This is a genomic window from Absiella sp. AM09-50, from assembly GCF_003433845.1.
Classification (GTDB): domain Bacteria; phylum Bacillota_I; class Bacilli_A; order Erysipelotrichales; family Erysipelotrichaceae; genus Hoskinsella; species Hoskinsella hominis.
This window is the reverse complement of sequence record NZ_QVFI01000013.1, coordinates 17610-43231: the sequence shown is the minus strand read 5'-3', so window position 1 is coordinate 43231 and position 25622 is coordinate 17610. Positions and strand designations below refer to the sequence as shown.

Genomic DNA, 25622 nt, shown 5'->3' with positions numbered 1-25622 from the left:
GGGAAACCATAATGGAAAATGTAATAGATGTAAATGATTTTAGTTTTTTTTATGGGGATAAGCCAGTTTTAGAGCATGTTTCATTCCATATCGCAAAGGGAGAAATTATAGGATTATTGGGGGAAAATGGTTCTGGGAAAACAACTTTTTTGGATTCCTTATATGGTTTTCATGGGAAACAAGAAGCTATTTTAATATTGTCAACGAATCCAGTAATTGATAATCAAATGATCAAAGAAAATGTATCTTATATACAGGATACACCTAATCTTCTTGATTATTTAACAGCAGAGCAATATATTAAATTCATATGTCATATTGAAAAATTAGATTATGATAATAAGAAAGAAGAAATCATGCGTTATGTAGATCTATTTGATTTATCTGGCGAATATCAATCAAAATTAATAAAAGATTACTCTTTTGGTATGAAGAAAAAAATTCAAATCATTGGTGAATTGTTTTTACATAAAAATATTATATTAATTGATGAACCAACAAATGGATTAGATATTGGCATGATCATTTCATTAAAAAAATTACTAAAACAAGAACATAATACGTTTTCTTCTACAATTATAATATCTAGTCATAATACACAATTCTTAGAGGATGTGTGTGATAGAATATTATTATTTAATCATCACCAGATTGTAAAAGATATTATAAATGATAGTTCTCTGAATTTAGAAACGGAATTCCTAAATGCAAAATCAATGGAAAGTGAGCAAGCATATGGGCAAGGCTAAAGAGATTGCTCGTGTTAGAATAAAAACTTTTAGTAATTTTATTATTAGGCACTTAGCAGATAGTCCATATTATATATCGTTGGTGATTTTAACTCCAATTGTAATATATTTTATTGCGGAAATATTTATGCCAAATGGTTTAGAAAGTATTTCAATAAATTCAGATATTTTAAAATTGATTGAATCCTTTAGCGCAGTTTTTCATCAGCTGCTTTATTATACTATTATTTTATCTGCGCCATTATATATCATGATTACACAAATTAATAATAGAAGTTATGAAAAGTATAGACATTTTAATATATCTTATAAAGATATTTCTTTAGCAAATATGGGACTTTGTTTGATGATGTTAGATAGTTTGTTTTTCGTAATATTAGCGGAGTTGCTTATGCATACTTCTTCAAACTTTTTTTCTTCGATTGTTTTTATAGTATTATTTTTGTTTTCCTTTGATTCAATATTGTTTATCTTATTGTTTATTTATCAGGGTGTGGTAAATTTTTCTCTGAAATATATAAAAACAAAATATATAGCAGTTTTTGAGGGAATAAGTGCCACAATACTCGCTTTCTTGTTCTATTTACCTGTAAAATATGTGAGCTTAGGTACAGTGATGAGTATACCATTTTTTGTGATTATTAGTGTAATGGTACTATTATCATTTGTAATTTATTTGTTTTATACAAAAAGTAAAATAGAAAGTGCTTATGTATTAAGAAATCATGTGAAGGATAGTAAACCATTGCTATTACATGGTAATATGAATATATTAAAAAATTATTTTTTATTACTATTTCAATCACGAAGTATTTATATTGAATATATTTTTTCTTATTGTATATTATTAATCTTTTTCAAAAATTCAAATTTAATTGCTATGAGTGAAGATGTGATATTTCAATTATCTATACCGTTATTTTTAATATCAAGTGGTATATTATCTGCATATAAAAGTTGGTTTGACATGAAACAAAAAGTCCCTTTCAATAGAATGAAAATCATAGATTTTTCCAATTCTGTGATTTTATTGATCCTTTTTGAAATAGTATTATCGTCATTTATGTATAACGAAGTTTTGATGAATAAAGTAATCATTTGCCTAATCACATATATGATTTCAAATTTAATACAATCAAAAGTAAATTTAAAATATAAGAACGACAATAAAACTCCAATAATTTTCTTATTGTTCTATGGTTTTCTTTCTGTATTCATATATATGGTGGCAGCTTGGGGATTATCATATGTATAAAAAAGCATTCAACAAGATTCTAAACTGAAGAAATGATACAGATTCACAACTAATGTCTGACTAAAAAAAGCTATAAGGGATATATCTAATTATGAGTCAATAAAGATATTCAAGATGTTAAGTCTTTTAGAAGAACAAAAGGATGTGAGGAAAAATGTTAAAAAAAATAATTTGCCTATTCCTGTTAGGGTTGATGGTATTATCTGGATGTTCAACTGATGAAAAAAGCGAAAAAAAAGATAAAGTACTCACAATCGATTCTGATTCTGATTATGCGTATGATTTAAGTAATAATTTAGAGCTGAATAAACATCATAACGATATTGCTTTGGTTGAAATTACAGATATTGGTGGTACATCTAATTATAACGATAAGTTAGCAATCTATGTAGATATATATACGTATGGAAAAGCAGTAGTGAAAGCCGTATATAAAGGCAATCTTAAAATTGATGATAAGATTGCTTTTACTCGATTAGGTGGGAAGTTAAGTTATAACGAATGGAAGAAAGGATTGCTTCAAAAACAGGTCGATATGTTAGAAGATGCAGGGTACACATCTGTTGTTAGTGAGTATGAACATGATATCCCTGTAGAAAAGAATAAAACATATCTTGTGTTTTTAGATCATACATCATCTCAAAAAGAAAATGAATATGCAATCAGTGGTTTTGCATATGGTATGCGCGAAGTTGAAGATCCTGATCATCTTACAGATCGTGATGATATCAGGGTGAAGAATAATGTGAGTGGTAAATATGAACCACTACAATCAGTTGTCGCATTAGAATAGTTTATGGATAAGGTGGAAAAGTAATTGATTAGATCAGTTGCTTTTCTTTTTATGATGTTTATAAGATATGATTTTAAAGACCGTATATATAAAATCACAACATCTTTCATCATAAAAAATGATATGACGTTACGATATCTGAAAGAATATGTATAATATATAAGAAAGCAAAAATACTAAACAGGAGAAAACAAAGAAAAAGTGCCTGAAAGTGCTTAAAACAGAGGGCAATCATGGTATAATATTTACAGTGTAAACATTTTATACAGATATATGAAAATGTTGGTTACACAATCGGTTAGGATATGGTAAAATATTTGCCGTATCGCAAATAAGGAGAAATGGGCTATGTTAAAAGTTTTAAAACATCCGCTTATTACGCACAAGTTGACACAAATGCGTAATAAGAACTGTGGTACGAAGGATTTCCGCCAGAATTTGGATGAAATTGCCGGATTAATGGCATATGAAATCACTCGTGACATTCCACTGAAAGAAGTGGAAATTGAAACACCGGTTGCTACGTGTAAGACGTATGAAATGGAAAAGGAAATCGTTTTGGTACCAATCCTGCGTGCAGGTTTAGGTATGGTAAATGGTATCTGTAATCTGATTCCTACGGTAAAAATTGCACATATTGGGTTGTATCGTGATGAAGAAACATTAGAACCTCATACGTACTTTGAAAAGTATCCAAAGGCTGTGAAGGATGCAATTGTCATGATTGTTGATCCAATGTTAGCAACAGGAGGAAGTGCAATTGCTGCCATCGACATGGTAAAGAAACAAGGCGCTAAAAATATTCGCCTAGTTTGTCTGGTTGGTGCACCAGAAGGTGTAAAAGCAGTAGAGAAAGCACATCCTGAAGTTGATATTTATTTGGCATCATTAGATGAAAAACTGAATGAACATGGGTATATCATTCCAGGTTTGGGTGATGCCGGAGATCGAATTTTCGGAACAAAATAATGAAAGATGTCCAAAAAGCGATACGCTTTACTATGACATTATTAATCAGCTGTATTCTTTGCGTCTTAGCGGGAGTCTGGCTGGATGAAAAGCTTCATAGCGCACCGGTTTTTTTACTGGTATTGCTTGCGTATGCCATTGGAGCCAATTTCTATTTATTGTGGAAGGCGGTGAGTAAAGATGATTGATAAAGCACAGGGAAATGAAATTCGCAAAATTACGTTGGCTTTGATGCTTGTGATCAGTGGCTTATCTTTACTGGTATTTCAAGGAAGCTTTCAAAGCATTACCTTAGGTATCATCATTGGCGCAATGTGTGGTCTGCTGGGTTTTGGCATGATTGAACGTATGTGCTCCAATATTGAACTATATACAAATGCAAAGGGCAGAGGTCAGGGTGCTTATGTGAAACGTTACGCACTTTATACCCTTGTTTTTGCGTTAAGTATATATAAAGGTGTCCATCCTTTGGCACTTTTGGTAGGGATGCTGTGTCATAAAGCGTCTATCGTTATTTATGCGATTCTGCATAGAAAGGAGGTAGGTTAGTGGCTATCGATATCACGATTGGAGGATTCCACTTATTTATACACCAATCCATTGTGAACTGGCTATTGCTTTGTGTCATTCTGTGTGTGTTCTTTATCTTAGCGGGCAAAAAGATAAAGAAAGCAGATCCAAGGCAGGCGCCAAAAGGATTCCTATTGGTATGCGAAAGTGTTGCCAATCTTGGAATCAGTATTATCGGTGATAACCTGAAGGAGCGGACAAGAACGTTTTTGCCTTTCTTTGGTACACTGATATTTATGATGGCTCCAAGCAACCTTTTAGGATTGATTGGGCTACAGCCACCAACGAGCAATTTAAGTGTGAATGCGACACTTGCGGTCATGATGTTTTTGCTCGTACGCTACACAGAGATCAGACAACAGGGAATCAAAGGAAAGATTCAGGGTCTGTGCGATCCATTCTTCCTGTTTCTGCCATTAAATGTATTAGGTGATTTGGCACTTCCTGTTTCATTATCTCTGCGTCTGTTTGGAAATATGCTGGCAGGTACCATCATTGTAGGAATGGTTTATTCCTTAATGAGAGGTATGATGCCTGCAGGTGTGTTAGGATATGCGTTAACACCATTCCTGCATGCATATTTCGATATCTTTTCAGGTCTTATTCAGACCTATATCTTCTTCACACTGGCAAGCTTCTTCTTGTCGGATGCATATCCAAGTGAAGATTAACAATTACGTACATAACAATCTAGGAGGAAATGAAAAATGAACGAATATTTTGTACAAGGTATGGCTTTATTAGGTGCTGGTATCGCAATGATCGCTGGTTTAGGTCCTGGTATTGGACAGGGTATTGCGGCTAGTAAGGGTGCTGAAGGTGTCAGCAGAAATCCAGATGCAGCTGGTAAAATCCGTAGTATCATGGTTCTTGGTATCGCCATGGCCGAAACAACTGGTATTTACGCATTAGTAATCGCATTGATTTTGATCTTCATGAAAGGATAAGAATTATTGATACAAGGAGGTAGTTTTGGAACATGAATATTGATATAACAAATTACCTGCGATTAGACCTGGTGGATGTAATTCTTGTTTGTATTTCTACACTGATCATCTGTTTGGTGGCAAAGCATTTTTTCTGGGATGTCATTCTGGATTATTTTGATGCACGTCATAAAGCAATTGCGGACGATATTGCCGCAGGTGAACAGGCACGTAAAGATGGAGAAGAATATAAAGTTCAATATGAAACTCAGCTTGCAAGTGCGAGAGGTGAAGCACACGCAATTTTAGAAGGGGCAGCAAAGAATGCCAATGAAGAGCGTAAAGAAGTGTTAGCGAAAGCACGCGAGGAAGCGGAAAACCTCAAGCAGAAAGCATTAGCGGATATTGAACGCGAAAAAGTTCAGGCACAGAAAGAAATGAAACAGACGATTACGGATGTTGCATTTGAAGCTGCGGAAAAAATCATCAAGAAGGAACTGGATGAAAAAGATCAGCAGCGTTATGTGGATGACTTTATTGAACATGCAGGTGATGATACATGGCAGGCATAGCAGCAAAAAGCTATTGTGATGCGTTGTTTGAAATCGCAAAGGAAGAAAACAAGCTGGATATTTATAAAGAACAATTATTGCTTGTGAAAAGTACGATGGCATCAGATACAAAATTTGTAAGTGTGATGAACCATCCAAAAATTCACAAGGAAGAAAAGAAGCAGCTGCTGGAAACAATCTATAAAGACAGTATCGAACACATGCTGTTAAATTTTTTAAAGATTTTAGTAGATAAAAACCGTTTCCGTATTCTGCCGGATATCACAAAAGAATTTGTGAAATGCTACAATGTGGAAAACCACATTCAAGTAGTTTATGTGAATAGCGCAACTGCATTGAATGATGAACAGATTGCGAAACTGAAAGTAGCATTAATGAATAAACTAAATCAAAAAGTGGAGCTTGTCTTACGAGTAGATGAAGACTTGATGGCAGGTATCCGTATCAAAATCAATGATCAGATCATCGACAATACAGCGAAAAACAAACTGGAACGTTTGAAGAAAGTCGTTGCATCTGAAGCAAACAAGTGAGGTGAATGTGGTGAGCTTAAGACCAGAAGAAATAAGCAAACTGATCAAAGAACAGATCCGACGCTATGATGATGAACTGGAAACTGGTGAAACAGGAACCGTTATCACGATCGGTGATGGTATTGCCCTTGTTCATGGCTTGGCAAATGCAATGGCTGGAGAGCTGCTGTTATTTCCAGGTGATGTCTATGGAATGGTATTAAACCTTGAAGAAGAACATGTCGGTGCCGTATTAATGGGAGATGATGCTTCCATTAAAGAAGGTGACGAAGTAAAACGTACTGGTAAAATTGTCGAAGTACCAGTTGGGGATGGCATGCTAGGTCGTGTTGTCAACGCATTGGGACAGGCAATTGATGGTGGTGCACCTATCGTATCAGATAAATTCCGCCCAGTAGAGCGTGTAGCTCCAGGTGTTATGACAAGAAAAAGTGTACACCAGCCAATCCAGACCGGATTAAAAGTCATTGACTCTATGATTCCTATTGGTAAAGGTCAGCGAGAGTTGATCATTGGAGATCGTCAGACAGGTAAGACGGCAATCGCCATCGATACTATTATCAATCAGAAGGGTCAAAACGTAAAATGTATTTATGTCGCAATCGGACAAAAAGCAAGTACCGTTGCGCAAATTGTAGAAAAATTAAGAAGTCATGGCGCTATGGAATATACAACCATTGTATCTTCAACTGCCAGTGAACCAGCTCCATTACAATATATTGCACCATATGCAGGTTGTGCGATTGGTGAAGAATGGATGGAAAATGGGGACGATGTATTGATCGTATATGATGACTTGAGTAAACATGCGGTTGCTTATCGTACCATGTCCTTATTGTTGAAACGTCCACCTGGACGTGAAGCATATCCTGGTGATGTATTCTATCTGCATTCTCGTTTATTAGAGCGTGCCGCAAAATTAAATGATGAATTAGGTGCAGGAAGTTTAACTGCACTTCCTATCATCGAAACACAGGCCGGAGATATCGCAGCATATATTCCTACCAATGTTATTTCTATCACCGATGGACAGATTTTCTTACAGACAGAGCTGTTCAACAGTGGTGTAAGACCAGCGGTAGACAGTGGTTTATCTGTATCCCGTGTTGGTAGTGCCGCACAGATCAAAGCAATGAAACAGGTTAGTGGAAGCTTAAAACTGGAGCTTGCACAGTATCGTGAAATGCAGGCATTTGCGAAATTCGGTAGTGATCTGGATGCGACAACAACCGAAACATTGGCGCATGGAGAACGTTTAACAACACTGCTGATCCAGAATCAGTATGATCCAATGCCAGTCGCTCATCAGGTATTATCTTTATTTGCCGCAAAACATAAATTCCTGAAACCTGTCAAAGTAGAAGATGTGAAAGTTTACGAAAAAGAAATGTTGAAATACATGGAAAGAGAGCATGCAGATATCATTGCCGCAATCAATGAAAAGCAGGCTTTAGACAGTGAACTGGAAGCATCTATCAAAGAGGCGTTGACAGCGTTTGCGACAGAATTCAAGAATTTAATTGAAGGATAGTCTATGGCAGCAGGTAAATTAGAGATCAAGGCTCGTATCCGTTCTGTAGACTCTACAAGAAAAATTACCAAAGCCATGCAGTTGGTTGCCAGCAGTAAACTGAAAAAACAGAAACAGTTCATGGAAGAAAACAGAGAATATGCCTATTATCTAAAAGAAACAGTGCAGGAAATCTTATCTTCTATTGAAAACAGCATGCATCCATACTTACAGAAAAATGATGCGAAGAAAGCATTTACCATCGTATTTACCAGTGATATGGGATTATGTGGTGGATATAATGCAAATATTTATCGTATGCTTCAAAATACTGTCAGTAAAGATGATGATATCGTAATGATCGGGCTTCGTGGAGCCGGATGGATTCACAATAAAGGATATCATGTGATTCGTGAAGAACTAGATCTGGAAGATGAATGTTACAGTGAACTGGTGGAAATTGCGGATATGGCACTTGATTTATATCGCAAAAAAGAAATATCTGAAATCCGTATTCTGTACACAAAATTTATTAATTCTGTATCCTTTGAGCCACAGCTAGTAACCTTGCTGCCTGTGGAAAAAGATGATCGTGAACATTCAGGAAATGCCTTAACTGAATTTGAACCAGCTGGAGATAAGATTTTGGATACATTAGTACCAATGTATGTCAGATCATTATTGTACAGTTATTTCTTAGAAACAAAAACCAGTGAGCAGGCAAGCCGTCGTATGGCGATGGAAAGTGCGACAGATAATGCGGATGAAATCAAAGAAACCCTGGAATTGGAATTCAATCAGGCAAGACAGGCAAGCATCACCCAGGAAATTACCGAAATTGTTGGTGCTGTCAATGCCCTGGAAGGAGTGTAGCGAATGAGTAAAAATATCGGAAAAATCGTTCAGGTCATTGGTCCGGTCGTTGACATTGTCTTTGAAAATGGAGAACTGCCAGACTTATTGACTGCGATCGAGATTCCTATGAAAGATAAAGAGTCTTTAATCGTTGAGGTCAGCCAGGATATTGGGGATGACCGTGTACGTTGTATCGCCATGGGAAGTACCGATGGCTTGGTACGTGGTATGGATGCCATTGATACAGGCGCACCAATCAGTGTCCCTGTAGGGAAAGAAGTACTGGGTAGAATGTACAATGTATTAGGACGTGAAATTGATGGATTAGGTGAAACAGCCACAAATGAAAAATGGCCAATTCATCGTAAAGCACCTACTTTTGATGAACAACAGACCAGCGCAGAAATGCTGGAAACCGGTATTAAGGTTATCGACTTGTTGTGTCCATATTCAAAAGGTGGTAAAATCGGTCTGTTTGGTGGTGCCGGTGTAGGTAAAACCGTATTGATTCAGGAGCTTATCCACAATATCGCAAAAGAACATGGTGGTATGTCTGTTGTTACTGGTGTAGGAGAACGTACACGTGAAGGTAATGACATGTATCATGAAATGAAGGACAGCGGTGTCCTTGACAAAACCGTATTGGTATATGGACAGATGAATGAATCTCCAGGTGCCAGAATGCGTGTAGGTTTAACAGGACTTACCATGGCAGAATACTTCCGTGATCATGATCATCAGGATGTATTGCTGTTTATCGATAACATCTTCCGTTTCACACAGGCAGGTTCTGAAGTTAGTGCTCTGCTTGGGCGTATGCCAAGTGCCGTTGGTTATCAGCCAACCCTTGCGACAGAAATGGGACAGTTACAGGAACGTATCACTTCCACAAAGAATGGATCTATTACATCTGTACAGGCAATCTATGTGCCTGCCGATGACTTGACAGACCCTGCGCCAGCGACTGCATTTACGCATCTGGATGCGAAAACTGTATTGGACCGTGATATTGCGGCATTAGGTATCTATCCAGCCGTTGATCCTCTGGAATCAAGCTCTCGTATTCTTGATCCACTTGTTGTAGGAGAAGAACACTATGAAGTAGCTCGTGGTGTACAACAAATTCTACAGCGTTATAAAGAATTACAGGATATCATCGCCATCTTAGGTATGGATGAATTAAGTGAAGAAGATAAGATTATTGTAAACCGTGCACGTCGTGTACGTAACTTCTTATCTCAACCTTTCCACGTTGCGGAAGTATTCTCAGGTATTCCAGGATGCTATGTATCCCGTGAAGATACAGTCAGAAGCTTCAAGGAACTGTTGGAAGGTAAATATGATGATCTTCCAGAAGCAGCATTTATGTTCGTTTCAACCATCGAACAGGCTGTGGAAAAAGCTAAAACTTTGAACGAAGGTTAATCTATGATCAAAGTGAAAATCATCACTCCTCTTGGTCTATATAAAGAAGGCGAAGTGGAAGCTGTTCATTTACGTACCGTGGAAGGTGATATCACCATTCTTCCTAACCATATTCCTTTGGTTGCCATGTTAGAAACATGTAAGTGCTCCTTAAAAGAAAAAGGCGACTATCATGATTATGCGATGGCTGGTGGTATGATGCAGTTCAAAGATAATGAAATGCGCATATTAACAGACGCAATTGAAGGTCGGGAAGAAATCGATATTGAACGAGCAAAACGTGCGAAAGAACGTGCAGAAGCACGCCTTGCGAAACGTGACAACCGTACCAATATCAAACGTGCAGAAGTTGCACTTGCGAAAGCAATCAACCGTATTAAAGTATACGGAGGATAAAAAAATCAGGCAGGATATGATTGATATTCTGCCTTTTTCTTATGCTTTTATGATATACTGAAAGTAGAGATAGAGGGTGATGAAATGAAAGCGAAAAGTTATCGGTTTTCCACTGTTTCAAATATCATGTTTGTAGGATTTCTATTCAGTTTTATCCATTTAGAAATTTCTTATCTGACAGATTTTACAACTGGAATATCTGCGCTGTTGATGTGGTATGGCTGTTATATTTTGCGTAAAGAAAATGAAGCCCTGCGAAAATCATTTGTTTTGACTTCCTGTATACTTGTGATTTTTACCTTTGTGGAAATCATAAGAGCAACACCATGGATAGGTTTATCCTCTATCAGTGTAGTGAAGCCAATCTGTATGCTGGTATTATTATATCAATATGGAAAAGGTATGCAGGATTTAAATCTGGCATATGGTGGGAAAAGCATAATACAATGTAAAAGTATCTATAAGGAATATCTTGCTTATATTGGACTTATGTATTTTACAATAGTAGTACCAACTTCGCTGATATACTTTGGAATCATCTTATTGGTTGTCATTCTTGTACAGATCTATCGCATACATTCCATTGTGAAAGAACATGTGAAAAATAAAGAATTTACATGCTGCTTTGTGCCTGTTATACCAGCAGCTGCAACCTATATCGTCGTGATCATCGCCATCATTATGACTTCTAGCTATCTTGTACATAGAAATCTAACAAGTGATTATGAGGTGTGGAAAATAAGTACAGGTGAAAAACGAGATGCACTGGTTCAAAAAGGCTTGTCAAAACAGGTTAGTAAAGATTTAAGCGATGATGCAGTAGAAGCATTATCAGAAGTAAAAGCTTTCCGTGTTTATGAAGAAAATCAGAATCAAGATTTTCCACAAACAGAAGAATATGTAGGGGTTGATCAGGATGGAAATTTATATCATCTGATGTGGATCAACTTTGATAAAGTAGATTTTAATGGAAACTGTAGTATTATTCCTGTATGGAATACCAGTAGAGAAAATGGTGTAATGCTGGATAAAGAGGTCGCATTCTTGTATGATCAAGGCGATACAACATATGGAAGAAAAGAATCATCCCAGTCGTTTGATATTAACTTTGCGAAAGGAAAGCATCATCGTGGATATGTGTATTCTATTCATGATATATCTGATGATCAAATGATGGAATTTGCCACAAATATCATTTACCAGGACAGCTGGTTCCAATATCCTTATACCTACCATTCATTAGCGGATTCTTATCAACCAGTAGATGATATACTCACAAGCATGACACAGACTAAAAATTATAAAACCAAGTTTCATACTATTTTAATAGAAAGAAAAGATTTCAAAATGGAATAACATAAAGAAAGAGGAAGCATGTGATCTTCCTCTTTATTGCATATAATCAGTAATATCTGTACAAGATAACAGGATATAAAGATGACCATCCGGCCAGTCGATATAAGAAGCAGTGGTGCGTACCCATTGATGTACAACACTATTATAAATATCTACGACCTTGCGATCGTTTTGATCACGATGTTCTAATAATTTAACTGGGCAGTCCTCGCATGGATGTTCACTGCCACGAAAACATTTATGACAGATAGAACCATATTCCGCATATGGAAATAGCCGTTTGGTATCTTCATTAAAATAGATAAGATGATACGTAGCAGGATCAATGATATAGATTGCACTGCCAATATGATTTAATAAATACATCATCATATTCAACTGTTCATTCTGTCGGGTTTTCTGCGCTTGATTCTGTAAGAATATCTCAATGATTTCCATGATGGTCTGAAGATCATTACGCTGTTGGCGTGTAAAACTTCGTGCACGAAGATTATCACAAAAGATAACCATGACAGAATTTACTTCATCCAAAGCCATGGACATCGCGGTTATGGCTTTCGCATGTACGGAAGCCAATATCGCTTTTTCAAACGGTGTATTATTTTTATTTTCATAGATAAATACCGCATGTTCACTAATATCAGGATAGGTTGATAAACATTCTTTCATCAAGGAAACATGATATTTCATTTTCTCATGTCCCATACTAGAATCTTTCCATTCATTTAAAACAGATATCTCTTCCATTTGATTATCATAAGATAAAATCACCGCATGATGTAACTGGAAAAAGTGGCCAGTCAGGCGTAAGACTTCATCTAGTTTATGTGTAAAATCAGTAGAGGATGAGGTGAATAGCGTACGGAATATAAATTCACGTATGTTGCCTTCTAAAGGCCCACTCACGTCGGGAGAAAGATCTACAGGATTGCTTTGCGTATAGTCAAACATGCCGTTTTGATAAACACTACACTGGTTCTTTCCATTATATTTACCATAATACATGGCGATATCCGCTTTGTGATATAGATCATCAAAACATAATTGATTTTTATCATAGAATGCCAGTCCGATAGATACAGAAATATGGGCATTTTTCAAATAGGTATATGTAGAGGAGGACAAATCATCACAGAATTTTTCACATTGTGATATCACAGAAATCTGATCATGCAGATCAGATAAAAAGACCACAAATTCATCTCCACCAATACGCCCGATAATACTGTGCTCTTTGAAGCATTCACATAATTGCGCAGATACATTCTTTAACACAAGATCGCCATACATATGTCCATATAAATCATTGATATCCTTGAAATTATCCAGGTCCATGATAATAAACGCATGTTTTACTTCAGGTGCAGCTTTTAGTTTCGCATTGATCATAGAAACAATGGTGGAGTGATTATATACACCAGTCAATAAATCACGTTCGGCTTTATATCGCCATTGAGCTTCTTTTCGTTTTTCATCTTCAATATCTTTCATTGCTGTACATGCGATGACATGTCCACTGGATTTATGTTGATACATACGGGTCACACTATGAATCCAACGATATTCTCCATTGACTAATTTACGATATTCACAAACAAGTTCTTTTTGATTATGTGAAAAACATTCCAGCATATTTTCTCTGGTTTTCATCGCTTTAATATAACTATAATCCGGATGCATATATTCTACAATGCGTTGTGTCAAATCATCATAGGTCGCATCTTCTTTTAAATTCATTTCTTCCATCCAGCGTTTATTGACATTTAACATTTTATCTGCGGTCAAATCGACTTCAAATACACTGACAAAATCTGAAGAAATGATATCACGATATTCTTTTTCATTATGATACTCTAATTCCAGCTGCTTCAAATCAGTAATATCCTTACTAATACCAATCGCTTCTAATACAGTGCCATCTTTATCAAAAATCGACGTACTAAAAATATGAAACCAGTGAGAATCATGATGCTCATCAAATAGATGTAAAACACATTCACATTCTTTTTTCCCATTTAAAATATCTTCACATGTCTTTTTCGCTTCTGCTAAGGAATCTTTATCCATCATTCCTTTTTCCCATAGAACATCAGGAAAATTTTCTACACGATGAATATTATGAAGAATTTTTGAGGTATGTTGATTACCTGAATCAATACGTGTAATGGTTTTGGCATAAGGATCATATTGCCATAAGATACTCTGCGATTGTTTTAAGGCAATTTGATAACGCTCTTCATTGATCATTAATTCTCGCTGTGTTTCCATCAGCTCATGAACATCAGTCGATACAGAAATATAGCCAATGCGCTCTCCTTTATCATTTTTTAATTCTGAAAGAGAAACACGATTTGCGATTTTTCCAGGTCCTTTTTGGACCATGCCGGCTTCTCCCCTTAAAAAACGTTCCACACAACAGTCCTTTGTATTACAATATGGAGTATTCATACAAGAACACTTCTTACCAATCACATTTCCGGCATCCTTTGGCATGATATTCAGTGCACTTGTATTCACAAACTTGATTCTTTTCTCTAAATCAAGGATAATGATGGGATTTGTAATAGCATTTAAGATGTTTTTATAATTTTGAAACAACTCATCTTGATACATAAGCTTCTCCCTTCAGATTTTATAGATTCTGCTTAATTTAAGTATATCATAAATTCGTCATGATAGTTTGAAGGAAATATAAAGATTACAAAGATTCCATGATTATATACTGATTTTCAATATGTTACATGATGATATTGAACGTACAGGGGAAAAACATGCATCCGATAGGAATATTAATGAGATGAAAATGTTGGAAATAGTGAATTAGAATCATAGAAAAGAACCTGTTTAATTTCACAGGACAGGGTTTTTATATATCATATGAAAAAATCTTTAAAAAAACAGAATTTCTTACGGTTTCTTTTGTTTCTATTTGGAATGTTCAGTGATATAATAAAGCCATTGGTAAAAGGAGTGGCTTTATGGAAGACGACAGCTATACAGAATTACAGTATCATACGGATACACAACCAGATGATAAGCAACCCGAGGAATCCCCAAAAAGCGGGTGGAAATATGAATTATTCGATTTGATAAAAACCTTTGTGATTTGTTTTATCGCTATATTTTTGATTACAACCTACTTGATTAGACCAGTTCGTGTGGATGGGCGTAGTATGTATCCTACCCTGGAAGATGATGATATCGGAATTATGAATATAATATCTCGTAAAATGTTTGGTGTTGATCGATATGATGTTGTGGTTGTATATAACGATAAGGTGAAAGAGGACTGGGTAAAACGAGTGATTGGATTACCAGGAGATCGTATATATGCGAAAGATGATGTGGTTTATGTCAATGGAAAACCAATTGATGAGCCATACTTGGATAGCGATTATGCAAATAAGATTCGTGAACGCGGAGATAATTTTACAGCGGATTTTGATGAAGTAATTCTTGGTGAAGATGAATATTTCCTCATGGGAGATAATCGTGTGAATTCGACAGATTCTCGTATGGTGGGACCATTTAAAGGCGAGAATATCGTTGGCAAAGATGTTTATGTATTCTTCCCGTTTAATCGAATGAAGATTGTAGGAAATGGGGAATAGGGCATTGTAGTTGCAAAGCAATCATCTAATTTCTATAATGAATATATGGAAGGTGAATGTTATGAAATTTGAAAAGGTAGTAGAAGGTATCACGATTCATTCAAATGAAGAAATCAGTGAACAGATTGCAAAGGCTTATATTGCCTATGTACGTAAAAACAATCCACGTAAGGAAATTGATTCTATCGATTTAGAATTTGATGGTGAAGAAGTTGGTTTAGGATATCACTTACAGCCGGAAGGATTTGAAAAGATCAGAAGAATCACAGGTTATCTGGTAGGCACAGTTGATCGTTTTAATGACGCAAAACGTGCAGAAGAACACGATCGTGTAAAACATGCATAAAAAATAAGAAGGCAACTTATGCCTTCTTTTCATTATCACTCGCACACATGGCAAGCCCTAATAATTCAGGGTCTTCCAGTTCTTCTTTTACTAATTGAATATCCTGCATATCATCATAAATCAAAGAACGGAAATGTTCTTCCATCAAAGGAAAAAATACATCATCACTTTTCATACAGCCCCCTCCAAAGATAAACACCTGTGGGTCTAATACCAAAGCAATCGTAGATAACATAACCGCAAGATCCTTACTGACATCTTCACATAGCTGGATGGCCACAGGGTCTTTTTTTCTTACCTGTTCAAATACATCACCAGCATTATGTATCATATCTTCTCCAAAAACATATTGCCCTTCCCGTGTAATCGCATGTCCACTTGCTTCATTTTCAATCGCACCAACATTCAGTTTATTGATTTTATCACGATTCTGATCCACAATCATATTGCCGATTTCACCAGCATATCCATTGTTTCCGGAAATAATACGATGATGATAAATATAAGCTCCACCAATTCCTGTGGAAAGAGATATATAATAGATGGATTCATGATTCTTGCCAGCACCGAAATATGCTTCTCCCAAAGCAGCGGCATTGACATCATTTACCAGAGTACATGGTAGAGGTATCTCCTGTTGGATACGTTCGACAATTGCATAATTCTCTAATTCAGGGAAATGATTACATAAACGAATGATTCCTTTCTTTGTGTCTACTGGTCCTGGTACGCCAATGCCAATGTGTTTACATTCTGATGCATCATCTAATGCATGAATCATGGAGATGATTTGTTTTGCTAATCCTTCTTTTCCTTCATGTATCTGTGTCGGTCTGCTAAGTATCTGATATATCTTGCCATTTATGCCAACACAAGCGACGCGGATGTGCTCGCATCCAAGTTCCACACTTATGTTTTTTTCCATACAAAATCCTCTTTTCTTAAACGCTATATTGCTGTACATTTTTACCTGTACTAGTATTATATCATGGGATTATGAAATGGCTTACATAAATATCATGGATTTTTGACTTTTTTCGACAAAAAAAGTAATGTTTAGATTCTCTCTTATGAAAAATAATAAAAATTCTTTTCATACAATAATTTGTATATTATAATGTAGGTGAGAATGATGGAGGGATGATATGAAATATAAAGAAATGTTATATAGTAAAAATGGATTATCCACAATGGCACTTGCGAAACTGTTTTTAGGTTTAAAAGAAGGGGAAAAAATACCTACAGTTACTGAGTTGAATGATAAAATTGATCTTGCAAGAGGTACCATTCAAAATTCCATTAAAATGCTACAAAGTCAAGGTGCTATCCGCTTGGAGTCAAGAGGTCATTTAGGTACTTTTTTAAAACATAAAGATATGCGAATACTTTTAGAATTTGCGGGAATCACATCCATTGTTGGCGTTATGCCACTGCCATATTCAAAACGTTATGAAGGCTTTGCGACGGGCATTATTGTAGCGATGGAAAATCAATATGGAATGCCGGTATCCATGGCTTATATGCGAGGAGCTCAAAATAGAATCAGTATGTTGTTATCTGATCGTTATGATTTCGCAATAATTTCTAAATTTGCGGCTTTGGAAATGCAAAAGAAAAAAATGGATATTCAGATTGTGAAATCATTTGGTGAATATTCTTATCTTTCTCATCATATTACAGTTTTTCATGATGCTTCTAAAAAAGCAATTGAAGATGGGATGCGTGTGGGCATTGATAAGGATTCAATTGACCAATCGCAATTAACAATGCGTATTTGTGAAGGAAAAAAAGTTACTTTTGTGCCTTTAGCATATAATCAGATATTGGAAAAAACTTTAAATGGAGAAGTGGATGCTGCGATATGGAATGAGGATGAGGTAACGGATAAACTGGTATCTATCAATTATCAGCCTGTTCAATTAAATGATACTGCAGATACTGAAGCTGTATTGGTTGTGGATAGTAATAAGAAAGAAATGGCAATGTTATTGAATGATATGATTGATATAAAGACAGTCTTATCTAATCAAAAATTGGTACTTGATGGGAAGATTACACCGAGTTATTAATTTAATTTTGTGAATATACAAAATTTTGGTTGACATACCTTGGGAATGATGTTAAATTATAGGTGTAAAGAAAATACATAAAAATGTATATTGAGGATTTGCATGATGCAAGTCCTTGTCTAACCAATCAATATACAAAAAAATGTACAATAAAAAAGGAGGGCACATATGCTAAAGGAAAGAATGGACATTTTACAACAGGCTTCTGTCATATCACAAGAAGTAAGCGATTATGTAAAACAGGTAATTGATCTTTTGGAACCTTCATTTTCAGAAAAAGAAAGTGGAATGGAAATGTTTACTACTCATCTTGCTATGGCTACACAAAGGATTATAAATCAAGATGAAGTTGAGCAATTGGATGAAGCTATATGGAATGATGTTTTAAAATCTCCATGTTATGACTTAGCCGAGCAAACATTCATAACGATTGAAGAAATGGCACCATGTAAATTTCCAGAGGGAGAAAAAAGATTCTTAATGATGCATTTATGCAATCTTCATCAATAAAAAATACGATAGGAGGAAATGATGATGAAAATAGTAGTTGGAGGACAAATTAACAAACAGGAAATTCACGATTTTATCAATGATTATTTCAAGGGAAACGTAGAGCTTGCGATTAAAAATGATTTAGATGCAGTAAATCTAATCAAAATGGGGAAATACGATTATTATGTAGGTGCTTGTAACACTGGTGGTGGAGGAGCGCTTGCCATGGCAATCGCACTACTAGGAAAAGATAAATGTCAGACCATCAGTATGCCAGGAAAAATCAGCAGTGATAATGAAATTCAGGCAGCGGTTGCTTCAGGTAAAATTGCTTTTGGATTTACAGCACAGCATGCTACACAGGTATTACCTGTTTTATTGAAAGCGTTGGCTGAAAAAGAGGAGGCTTAATTAAATGGAATATATAGTAATTGCGGCTATTGGAGCTTTAGCTTCCATTCTGGCGAATAAAGGTATTGCAGTATTTAATGATGGTTTCAGACCAATTGTACCACAGTATTATGAAGGAAGTATTAGTAGAAAAGAACTTGCGGCAATGTCATTTGCTATCAGTTTTGGATTGGTAATTGGATTTGGTATTCCTACATCAATTGCAGCTACTATTATTTTAATTCACTGTGTATTATTAACAACAGATATCATTGGGACATGGTGTCCTGATAGTAAGATTGGTACGATTGCTGCTGGTGTTATCGGGGCTTTATATGGAGTGTTACTAGTACTTGGTCTTGATTTTGTTGTTAAATTATTCTCATATTTGCCTTACAATTTCTTAAATGCTTTAGGAAGTGTATCTGCTTATGTTATGGTTGCTTTCGCAATCTTCCCATCTTTAGCAGTTGGATATCAGCATGGCTTTAAAAAAGGTGTGATCACAGGTATTATCACTGTCTTAACATTCTTCCTTGTTAAAAAATTTGGTACGTTTGCAATTGGTGATGCAACGTTAACATTAAATGGAGAAGGTATGGCAATGTTGGCTGGAACAGTTGTAATGTTAATCTTTGCCGCAACTGTAAAAGGGGATAACAGCAGTGCAAATTCTGATTTAGTAAGTGTGTTCTCTGAGAAAGTTTCTAAAATCAGAAAGAATTGGTTCTTACTTGCGATAATGGGTGGATTGATTGCTTGTGGAACAAGTATGCTGATTATTGGTGGTGACCCTATTTCTCTAGCTTTAGCAAGTAATGGAGCATATTCAGAAGCAGCACTTGCCGCTTTCGCAAGAGCTATCGGTTTTATTCCATTGGTATTTACAACGGCTATCGTTACAGGCGTATATGCTCCTGCAGGATGTACATTTGTATTCGCAATTGGCTTAATGTTTGTGAAAAATCCAATCATTGCACTTGTGTTAGGTGCAGCGATTATGGTCATTGAATTATTATTGATTAACGTATTCGCAAAAGGTATGGATAAATTCCCAGGTGTAAAAGATATGGGAGAACATATTCGTACATCTATGAATAAAGTGTTGGAAGTAGCTTTATTAGTTGGTGGTGTGACTGCCGCAGAAGCAATGTCTGCTGCATTTGGTTTATCAGGTATTGGTGCTTTATTTGTTATTGGCTGTTTGTTACTGAATCGTGTTTCCAAAAAACCAATTGTAGAACTTGCAATCGGACCAGTCGCTTGTATACTTTATGGAATTCTATTAAATGTATTAATGCTGTGTCAATTAATTACTTTGGCAGCATAAGGAGTATATGATGAAACTTATAGATGGCTATACTTATATGCATGAGCATATGACAATTGACTTATCTGGTGTAAAAAAAGATGAAGACTGCCATTTGGATTGTTATGAAGAAACAGTAAAAGAATTAAAAAAGTTATATCACTATGGTGTAAGAAATATTGTGGAAGTCAGTAATATCGGTATGGGTAGGGATATTGATTATATCCAGCGTATTGAAAAAGAAACTGGAATCCAGATATTAAAGTCAACAGGCTGGTATAAAGAGCCATTTATACCAGAGGAATATCTTAATAAGACCACAGAAGAACTGGCTTCTATCATGATAGATGAAATCGAAAACGGAATCGAAGGAACCAATGTAAAAGCGATGATGATCGGAGAAATTGGTACTAGTAAAAATGAATGGAAAGATAGTGAACGCAGATTATTTGATGCAGCCATTATTGCACATAAAAAAACTAATCGACCAATATATACACATACAACATTATCTACATTAGCGCTGGAGCAGGCTAAATATCTTGTGAGTCATGGCGTTGATCCACACAGAATTGTGATTGGACATGTAGATTTATGCGAGGATATCAACTATATCAAGGAAGTGTTGAAAACAGGCGTTACCATTGGTTTTGATACCATTGGAAAAAACAATTATTTACCAGATGAAAAACGTATTGCACATCTGTTAGAACTAGAGAAAACTGGTTATACATCTCAAGTTGTATTATCAGAAGATTTAACAAGAAAATCGCATTTAGCGTTTAAAGGCGGTATTGGATATGCCTATCTGTTTGAAAGCTTTTTACCTGCTGCACGAAAAGCTGCCATAAGTGAATCATTTATCACAGATATGTTAGTAAATAATCCAAAAAGAATTATGGAATGATGACTTATCAAGAAAAAAGAATAGAAGTTGCCAGAAAAAATCCATATCATTCTGTTAATCGGGTAGTGTTGGAACAGGCAGTTGATAAAAATTATATTGGTGTAAAAGATGTTGAACAGATACCATTAGATTTTGTGAAACGTTTTATTGACCAGGGCAATTACGTTTTACATACATATGATGCGCATGCATGGGGTGGCAGAGCTGTTGATATCAATATCAAGCATCCTGTTACTGGAAATATTATGAGTGGCAGCAGCAGTGGAACAGCTGTAAATGTATTCTGTTATCTAAATGATTTAGGAATCGGTACGGATGGCGGCGGTTCTGTTTTAGCTCCGGCTATGTCATTAAATTTATATGGCATGATATCAAATTTGTTTGAAGAAACATATATGCAAAAATTTAAAAAAGTATCCACAGATGGAATAGAATTTACACCATCACTTGGCTTTATGTGTAGAACATATCCAGAATTAAAAGCAGCAATAGATGTGATTATGCCTATATGTTTTCAGATGCCAAAGACCGTTTATATATCCACATTGGATAATGAATCATATCCATTTGATGTTGAGAAAATCGCATTTCCAGATATATTCAATGAGCGAATGGAGCTTATCCGTTTTTTGAAGAAAACATTAAAGCAGTGTGATTTTCTGATATCTAAAGAAGGTCCGATTGATTATGAAGGTTTAGGCGATAGTATCTTTGGCAGCTTTGGTGATGATTGCAAAGCATCACAAAGAAAATCAGGAAAAGGTTTATTAAGAGTTGTCAATATGGTAAATGCAACAGCAATCTGTGTTCCATCAAGTGCCCTTTCTACAGGATATTTACTAATCTGTGAGTCAAAACTGGAAAAAATAAACTGCATGGTTACATGTGCAGAAATGATAAAAAGTGAGCCATTGAAAATGGTACAAAGATATTTTAGTAATTTAGATATGTATGATTAACGAAAAGGAAAGGAGGTCATACATGATGATACAGACTTACCCATTACAAAGCATTACACTGGAAGAAGCAATGCAATTTCAGTTTCGTATGATAGATTGTATTACAAAAGAATTTAAAGGCAGTGAAATCCTGACACGCGGAGATTTAGGGGTTGTGCCAGGCATTAATAAACCCCAAACGACGCTGAAAGCTGAAAAAGCGATTGCCAATTTCTTTGGCGCAGAAGCAGCAATTCTAGTAAGAGGTTCTGGCACAGGAGCGATTCGTTATGCGTTGTTTTCCACAATGCATGCAAATGATACTTTATTGATTCATAAAGCACCTGTATATTCCACAACCACTACAACAATTTCTATGTTAGGACTTCAAACAATAGAAGCTGATTTTAATGATTTAGAGGATATAAAAAAAGTCATGAAAGAACATCCTGAAATCAAAGGAGCACTTGTACAATACACACGCCAGAGTATGGATGATCGATATAATATGGAAGAAGTTGTACAAACAATTAAAGGGTGCAAAGATATTCCCATTGTGACAGATGATAATTATGCCGTTATGAAAGTGAAAAAAATAGGAAGTCAATGTGGTGCAGATCTAGCATGTTTCTCTACATTTAAACTATTAGGGCCAGAAGGAATTGGCTGTATTGTAGGAAAAAAAGCATATATTGATATTTTGGTAAAAGAGCACTATTCTGGTGGAAGTCAGACACAGGGTTGGGAAGCATTGGATGTTTTGCATGGATTGGTTTATGCTCCTGTTTCTTTGGCAATTCAGGCTATGGTAAATGAAGAGCTTGTAGAACGTTTATGCGTAAAGAAAGAAGTGGAGGGTATCGCTGATGCTTTCCTTGCCAATGCACAATCAAAAGTATTATTGGTAGAATTTGAAGAACCAATCGCAAAAGAAGTATTGAAATATGCAGAAGAACTTGGCGCATTACGCAATCCTGTAGGCGCTGAGTCAAAATATGAAATGTGTCCTTTATTCTATCGTGTTTCAGGAACTTTTAGAGCGAAAGATCCTACACTAGATGATCGTATGATTCGTATCAATCCAAATCGTACTGGGGCGGATACAATTATTCGTATATTAACAGAAAGTATGAAGAAGGTGAAAGCATGTTCCTTGAAAAAATAGCTGAAACCAACCCAGAATTACTTGAAACAGCTACACAGCTTCATCAGGCAGGCATGATTTTACCAGATACTTATGTCATCGATATGGATATGCTGTTAGAAAATGCAAAAAAGATTTTAAATGAGGCGAAAAAACAAAATATCCATTTGTATTTTATGTTGAAGCAGTTAGGAAGAAATCCATATATCGCAAAAAAGCTGGTCGAATTAGGATATGATGGGGCAGTTGTGGTTGATTTTAAAGAAGCACAGGTAATGATGAAGCATGATATTCCGATTTCAAATGTAGGGCATTTGGTTCAGCCTCCAAAAGCTATGTTACAGGCATTGGTGAATTACCATTGTACTTATTTCACTGTATTTTCTCTTGAAAAAATCAAAGATATTAATGAATGTGCAAAGAAAGCAGGCATTGTTCAGAAATTATTGATAAAAGTTGTAGGAGAAAATGACATGATTTATAGTGGTCAGACTGCTGGGTTTCATCTAAATGAATTAGATGAATTAATCAAAGAAGTAAAAGCACTTGATCATGTGAAAATCAGAGGAGTAACATCTTTCCCATGTTTCCTATATGATGAAAAAGAAGAATCTATTCATCCTACACCTAATTTTGAAACATTATATAAAGCGAAAGAGATACTGTCATCTCATGGCATTGAAATCGAAAATATCAATGCACCTTCTACAACTTCTGTAGAAACTTTAAAACAGATGGGACCTTATCATGTCACAAGTGGGGAACCGGGACATGGACTAAGTGGGACTACACCATTACATGCCTATCGTGCATGTGATGAAAAGCCTTGTGTGGTATATGTATCAGAAATTTCACATAACTTTGAAGGGAATGCCTATTGTTATGGAGGCGGATTCTATCGCCGTTCACATGTAAAACATGCGCTTGTAGGTACAAAATATACACAAATGAAAGAGGTCGAGGTTACACCTCCTACATTAGAAAGTATTGATTATTATTTTGGATTAAATGAAATATGCAATGTAAATGATACGGTATTAATGGCTTTTCGTTTTCAGATTTTCGTAACCAGAAGCAATGTTTGTCTGATTGAAGGAATTCATCAGGGATCACCTAAAATTGTTGGAATGTATACCAGTCAGGGGGAAGTATTGTGAATAAAAGATTTATCGTCATTGTGTTAGATGGTTTTGGTATGGGAGCAATGAAGGATGCAAAAATACAACGACCAGGAGATGAAGTATCCACAACGTTTGGAAGCATTTTAAAAACCTATCCAGATTTAAAACTTCCCAATCTGGAAAAATTAGGGTTAATGAATGCATATGGAAAAGAAAGCAAGAATATGCATTTTTCCAATCAGGCAGTTTTTGGAAAAAGTGAATTAATGCATTTTGGCGCTGATACCTTTATGGGGCATCAAGAAATTATGGGTACAAAGCCTAAGAAACCATTAGCAATTCCATTTCAGGAAAAAGTAGATGAAATCGCAGAGCATTTACTTCAAGCAAACCATGATGTAGAAATAAAGACAAATGGAAAATTACGCTATTTATTGGTGGATCATTATTGTACAGTGGCAGATAATATCGATGCAGATTTGGGTATGGCATATAACTGTACTGCACCTTTAGATCAGATGCCATTTGAAAAAGAATTAGAAATTGCCCGTTTAGTACGTGAAATCGCTACTGTAAATCGCGTAATCGTCTTTGGTGGCACTGGAAATACGATTGAAGATATCTTGGCTGCTGAAGAAACAAGAGGCAGTGATTACATAGGCATTCATGCGGTAAAATCTAAATCTTATGAACAAGGATATCAGTGCCTGCATTTAGGCTATGGTGTAGATAAGAATGTACAAGTACCAACGATATTGACAAAAGCAGGAATTCCCGTATCTTTATTTGGCAAGGTTGCGGATATCGTAGCAAATGATGAAGGAAAATCTGTTTCATGTGTTGACACAAGTGATGTATTAGATTTAACAATCGCAGAGCTTTCAAATATGGATTATGGCTTTATTTGTACGAATGTACAAGAAACTGATTTGGCTGGACATAGTCAGAATGTGGAATGGTATAAAGATTTATTGGTGATTGCGGATAAAAAGATTGGCTTGATATTAGAAAAATTAAACGAAAATGATATTTTATTGGTTATGGCAGATCATGGAAATGATCCTTTGATTGGGCATAATAAACACACAAGAGAAAATGTACCATTATTGATTTATAAGAAAGGCCATGCACCTTGCAGTATTGGCTTGCGACACACACTATCAGATGTAGGTGCAAGTGTTTGTGATTATTTCCATGTGGAAGCACCACAAAATGGGACATCATTTCTTCCTGAAATATCATAGTGAACAGAGTAAATGAAAAGACTATATAAAATGATAGTCTTTTTTTGCGTTATGAATTATGGCTTTTTTATTTGATAAATAAAAGAACTTCTAATAAATTTCTATCTGATCTTTGGCTTTGTCTAGACAACTGAATTAATCA

At 35.6% G+C, this 25622-nt stretch carries 28 protein-coding genes; 26 read left to right on the top strand and 2 right to left on the bottom strand.

Going from position 1 to position 25622, the window contains the following annotated elements:
* Positions 1-11 precede the first annotated feature (11 nt).
* The 15 genes from DW114_RS11990 (at position 12) to DW114_RS11920 (ending at position 11909) form a co-directional block, all read left to right on the top strand.
* Positions 12-749, top strand: coding sequence for an ATP-binding cassette domain-containing protein (locus tag DW114_RS11990; RefSeq protein WP_158552246.1), 738 nt, complete (start codon positions 12-14; stop codon positions 747-749).
* Positions 736-2004 (top strand): hypothetical protein, encoded by a 1269-nt coding sequence (locus DW114_RS11985; RefSeq protein ID WP_117453997.1) that lies wholly within the window; start codon positions 736-738, stop codon positions 2002-2004. The genes DW114_RS11990 and DW114_RS11985 overlap by 14 nt, the downstream gene beginning before the upstream one ends.
* A gap of 154 nt (positions 2005-2158) precedes the next feature.
* Positions 2159-2797 (top strand): hypothetical protein, encoded by a 639-nt coding sequence (locus DW114_RS11980; RefSeq protein WP_117453996.1) that lies wholly within the window; start codon positions 2159-2161, stop codon positions 2795-2797.
* A gap of 348 nt (positions 2798-3145) precedes the next feature.
* A complete protein-coding gene (gene upp, locus DW114_RS11975) occupies positions 3146-3766 on the top strand; it encodes a uracil phosphoribosyltransferase (protein WP_117453995.1) in 621 nt (206 codons plus the stop codon).
* Complete coding sequence (locus DW114_RS11970; RefSeq protein WP_117453994.1) at positions 3766-3954, top strand: AtpZ/AtpI family protein; 189 nt, start codon at positions 3766-3768, stop codon at positions 3952-3954. The genes upp and DW114_RS11970 overlap by 1 nt, the downstream gene beginning before the upstream one ends.
* A complete protein-coding gene (locus DW114_RS11965; protein ID WP_117453993.1) occupies positions 3947-4315 on the top strand; it encodes a hypothetical protein in 369 nt (122 codons plus the stop codon). Before DW114_RS11970 ends, DW114_RS11965 begins: the two co-directional genes overlap by 8 nt.
* Complete coding sequence (locus tag DW114_RS11960) at positions 4315-5007, top strand: FoF1 ATP synthase subunit A (RefSeq protein WP_117453992.1); 693 nt, start codon at positions 4315-4317, stop codon at positions 5005-5007. The genes DW114_RS11965 and DW114_RS11960 overlap by 1 nt, the downstream gene beginning before the upstream one ends.
* Before the next feature lie 36 nt (positions 5008-5043).
* On the top strand, positions 5044-5283 hold the full coding sequence (gene atpE / locus DW114_RS11955) for an ATP synthase F0 subunit C (protein WP_117453991.1): 240 nt from the start codon (positions 5044-5046) through the stop codon (positions 5281-5283).
* Between the two features lie 32 nt (positions 5284-5315).
* The gene (atpF, locus tag DW114_RS11950) at positions 5316-5834 is read left to right on the top strand and encodes a F0F1 ATP synthase subunit B (RefSeq protein WP_117453990.1); all 519 of its coding nucleotides are present in this window, start codon (positions 5316-5318) and stop codon (positions 5832-5834) included.
* The gene (atpH, locus tag DW114_RS11945; protein ID WP_117453989.1) at positions 5822-6367 is read left to right on the top strand and encodes an ATP synthase F1 subunit delta; all 546 of its coding nucleotides are present in this window, start codon (positions 5822-5824) and stop codon (positions 6365-6367) included. Before atpF ends, atpH begins: the two co-directional genes overlap by 13 nt.
* Positions 6368-6377: 10 nt before the next feature.
* On the top strand, positions 6378-7898 hold the full coding sequence (atpA, locus tag DW114_RS11940) for a F0F1 ATP synthase subunit alpha (RefSeq protein WP_117453988.1): 1521 nt from the start codon (positions 6378-6380) through the stop codon (positions 7896-7898).
* 3 nt (positions 7899-7901) lie between these two features.
* Positions 7902-8750 carry an ATP synthase F1 subunit gamma gene (gene atpG / locus DW114_RS11935; protein ID WP_117453987.1) on the top strand — a complete coding sequence of 283 codons (849 nt, stop codon included), beginning with the start codon at positions 7902-7904 and terminating at the stop codon, positions 8748-8750.
* Positions 8751-8753: 3 nt separating this feature from the next.
* Positions 8754-10157 carry a F0F1 ATP synthase subunit beta gene (gene atpD / locus DW114_RS11930; protein WP_117453986.1) on the top strand — a complete coding sequence of 468 codons (1404 nt, stop codon included), beginning with the start codon at positions 8754-8756 and terminating at the stop codon, positions 10155-10157.
* A gap of 3 nt (positions 10158-10160) precedes the next feature.
* A complete protein-coding gene (gene atpC / locus DW114_RS11925) occupies positions 10161-10553 on the top strand; it encodes an ATP synthase F1 subunit epsilon (RefSeq protein WP_117453985.1) in 393 nt (130 codons plus the stop codon).
* Positions 10554-10637: 84 nt separating this feature from the next.
* Positions 10638-11909 carry a hypothetical protein gene (locus tag DW114_RS11920; protein ID WP_117453984.1) on the top strand — a complete coding sequence of 424 codons (1272 nt, stop codon included), beginning with the start codon at positions 10638-10640 and terminating at the stop codon, positions 11907-11909.
* A 33-nt stretch (positions 11910-11942) separates the two neighbouring features.
* On the opposite strand, the gene DW114_RS11915 is transcribed toward DW114_RS11920, so the two are convergent.
* Entirely contained in the window at positions 11943-14522 is a 2580-nt protein-coding gene (locus DW114_RS11915) for a diguanylate cyclase (protein WP_117453983.1), read from the bottom strand.
* A 365-nt stretch (positions 14523-14887) separates the two neighbouring features.
* Here DW114_RS11915 and lepB point away from each other — a divergent pair, with 365 nt between their 5' ends.
* Both lepB and nrdD read left to right on the top strand, forming a co-directional pair.
* On the top strand, positions 14888-15520 hold the full coding sequence (gene lepB / locus DW114_RS11910; protein WP_117453982.1) for a signal peptidase I: 633 nt from the start codon (positions 14888-14890) through the stop codon (positions 15518-15520).
* 61 nt (positions 15521-15581) lie between these two features.
* Entirely contained in the window at positions 15582-15866 is a 285-nt protein-coding gene (gene nrdD, locus DW114_RS11905) for an anaerobic ribonucleoside-triphosphate reductase (RefSeq protein WP_117453981.1), read from the top strand.
* A 16-nt stretch (positions 15867-15882) separates the two neighbouring features.
* On the opposite strand, the gene DW114_RS11900 is transcribed toward nrdD, so the two are convergent.
* On the bottom strand, positions 15883-16791 hold the full coding sequence (locus tag DW114_RS11900; protein WP_158552245.1) for an ROK family protein: 909 nt from the start codon (positions 16789-16791) through the stop codon (positions 15883-15885).
* A 220-nt stretch (positions 16792-17011) separates the two neighbouring features.
* Between DW114_RS11900 and yhfZ the strand changes: the two genes are divergently transcribed.
* The 9 genes from yhfZ (at position 17012) to DW114_RS11855 (ending at position 25480) form a co-directional block, all read left to right on the top strand.
* Positions 17012-17935, top strand: a complete 924-nt coding sequence (gene yhfZ, locus DW114_RS11895; RefSeq protein ID WP_117453979.1) for a GntR family transcriptional regulator YhfZ — start codon at positions 17012-17014, stop codon at positions 17933-17935.
* A 168-nt stretch (positions 17936-18103) separates the two neighbouring features.
* On the top strand, positions 18104-18445 hold the full coding sequence (locus tag DW114_RS11890) for a PRD domain-containing protein (protein WP_117453978.1): 342 nt from the start codon (positions 18104-18106) through the stop codon (positions 18443-18445).
* A 24-nt stretch (positions 18446-18469) separates the two neighbouring features.
* The gene (locus tag DW114_RS11885; protein WP_199483580.1) at positions 18470-18838 is read left to right on the top strand and encodes a DUF2620 domain-containing protein; all 369 of its coding nucleotides are present in this window, start codon (positions 18470-18472) and stop codon (positions 18836-18838) included.
* Between the two features lie 4 nt (positions 18839-18842).
* The gene (locus DW114_RS11880; protein ID WP_117453976.1) at positions 18843-20147 is read left to right on the top strand and encodes a YhfT family protein; all 1305 of its coding nucleotides are present in this window, start codon (positions 18843-18845) and stop codon (positions 20145-20147) included.
* 10 nt (positions 20148-20157) lie between these two features.
* Complete coding sequence (locus tag DW114_RS11875) at positions 20158-21033, top strand: phosphotriesterase family protein (protein WP_117453975.1); 876 nt, start codon at positions 20158-20160, stop codon at positions 21031-21033.
* Complete coding sequence (locus DW114_RS11870; protein ID WP_117453974.1) at positions 21030-21992, top strand: amidase family protein; 963 nt, start codon at positions 21030-21032, stop codon at positions 21990-21992. The genes DW114_RS11875 and DW114_RS11870 overlap by 4 nt, the downstream gene beginning before the upstream one ends.
* 22 nt (positions 21993-22014) lie before the next feature.
* Positions 22015-23136 carry an aminotransferase class V-fold PLP-dependent enzyme gene (locus DW114_RS11865; RefSeq protein WP_233509418.1) on the top strand — a complete coding sequence of 374 codons (1122 nt, stop codon included), beginning with the start codon at positions 22015-22017 and terminating at the stop codon, positions 23134-23136.
* Positions 23118-24272: a YhfX family PLP-dependent enzyme gene (locus tag DW114_RS11860; RefSeq protein WP_117453973.1), complete on the top strand. Its 1155-nt coding sequence runs from the start codon at positions 23118-23120 to the stop codon at positions 24270-24272. Before DW114_RS11865 ends, DW114_RS11860 begins: the two co-directional genes overlap by 19 nt.
* The gene (locus DW114_RS11855) at positions 24269-25480 is read left to right on the top strand and encodes a phosphopentomutase (RefSeq protein ID WP_117453972.1); all 1212 of its coding nucleotides are present in this window, start codon (positions 24269-24271) and stop codon (positions 25478-25480) included. Before DW114_RS11860 ends, DW114_RS11855 begins: the two co-directional genes overlap by 4 nt.
* The last annotated feature ends 142 nt before the right edge of the window (positions 25481-25622 follow it).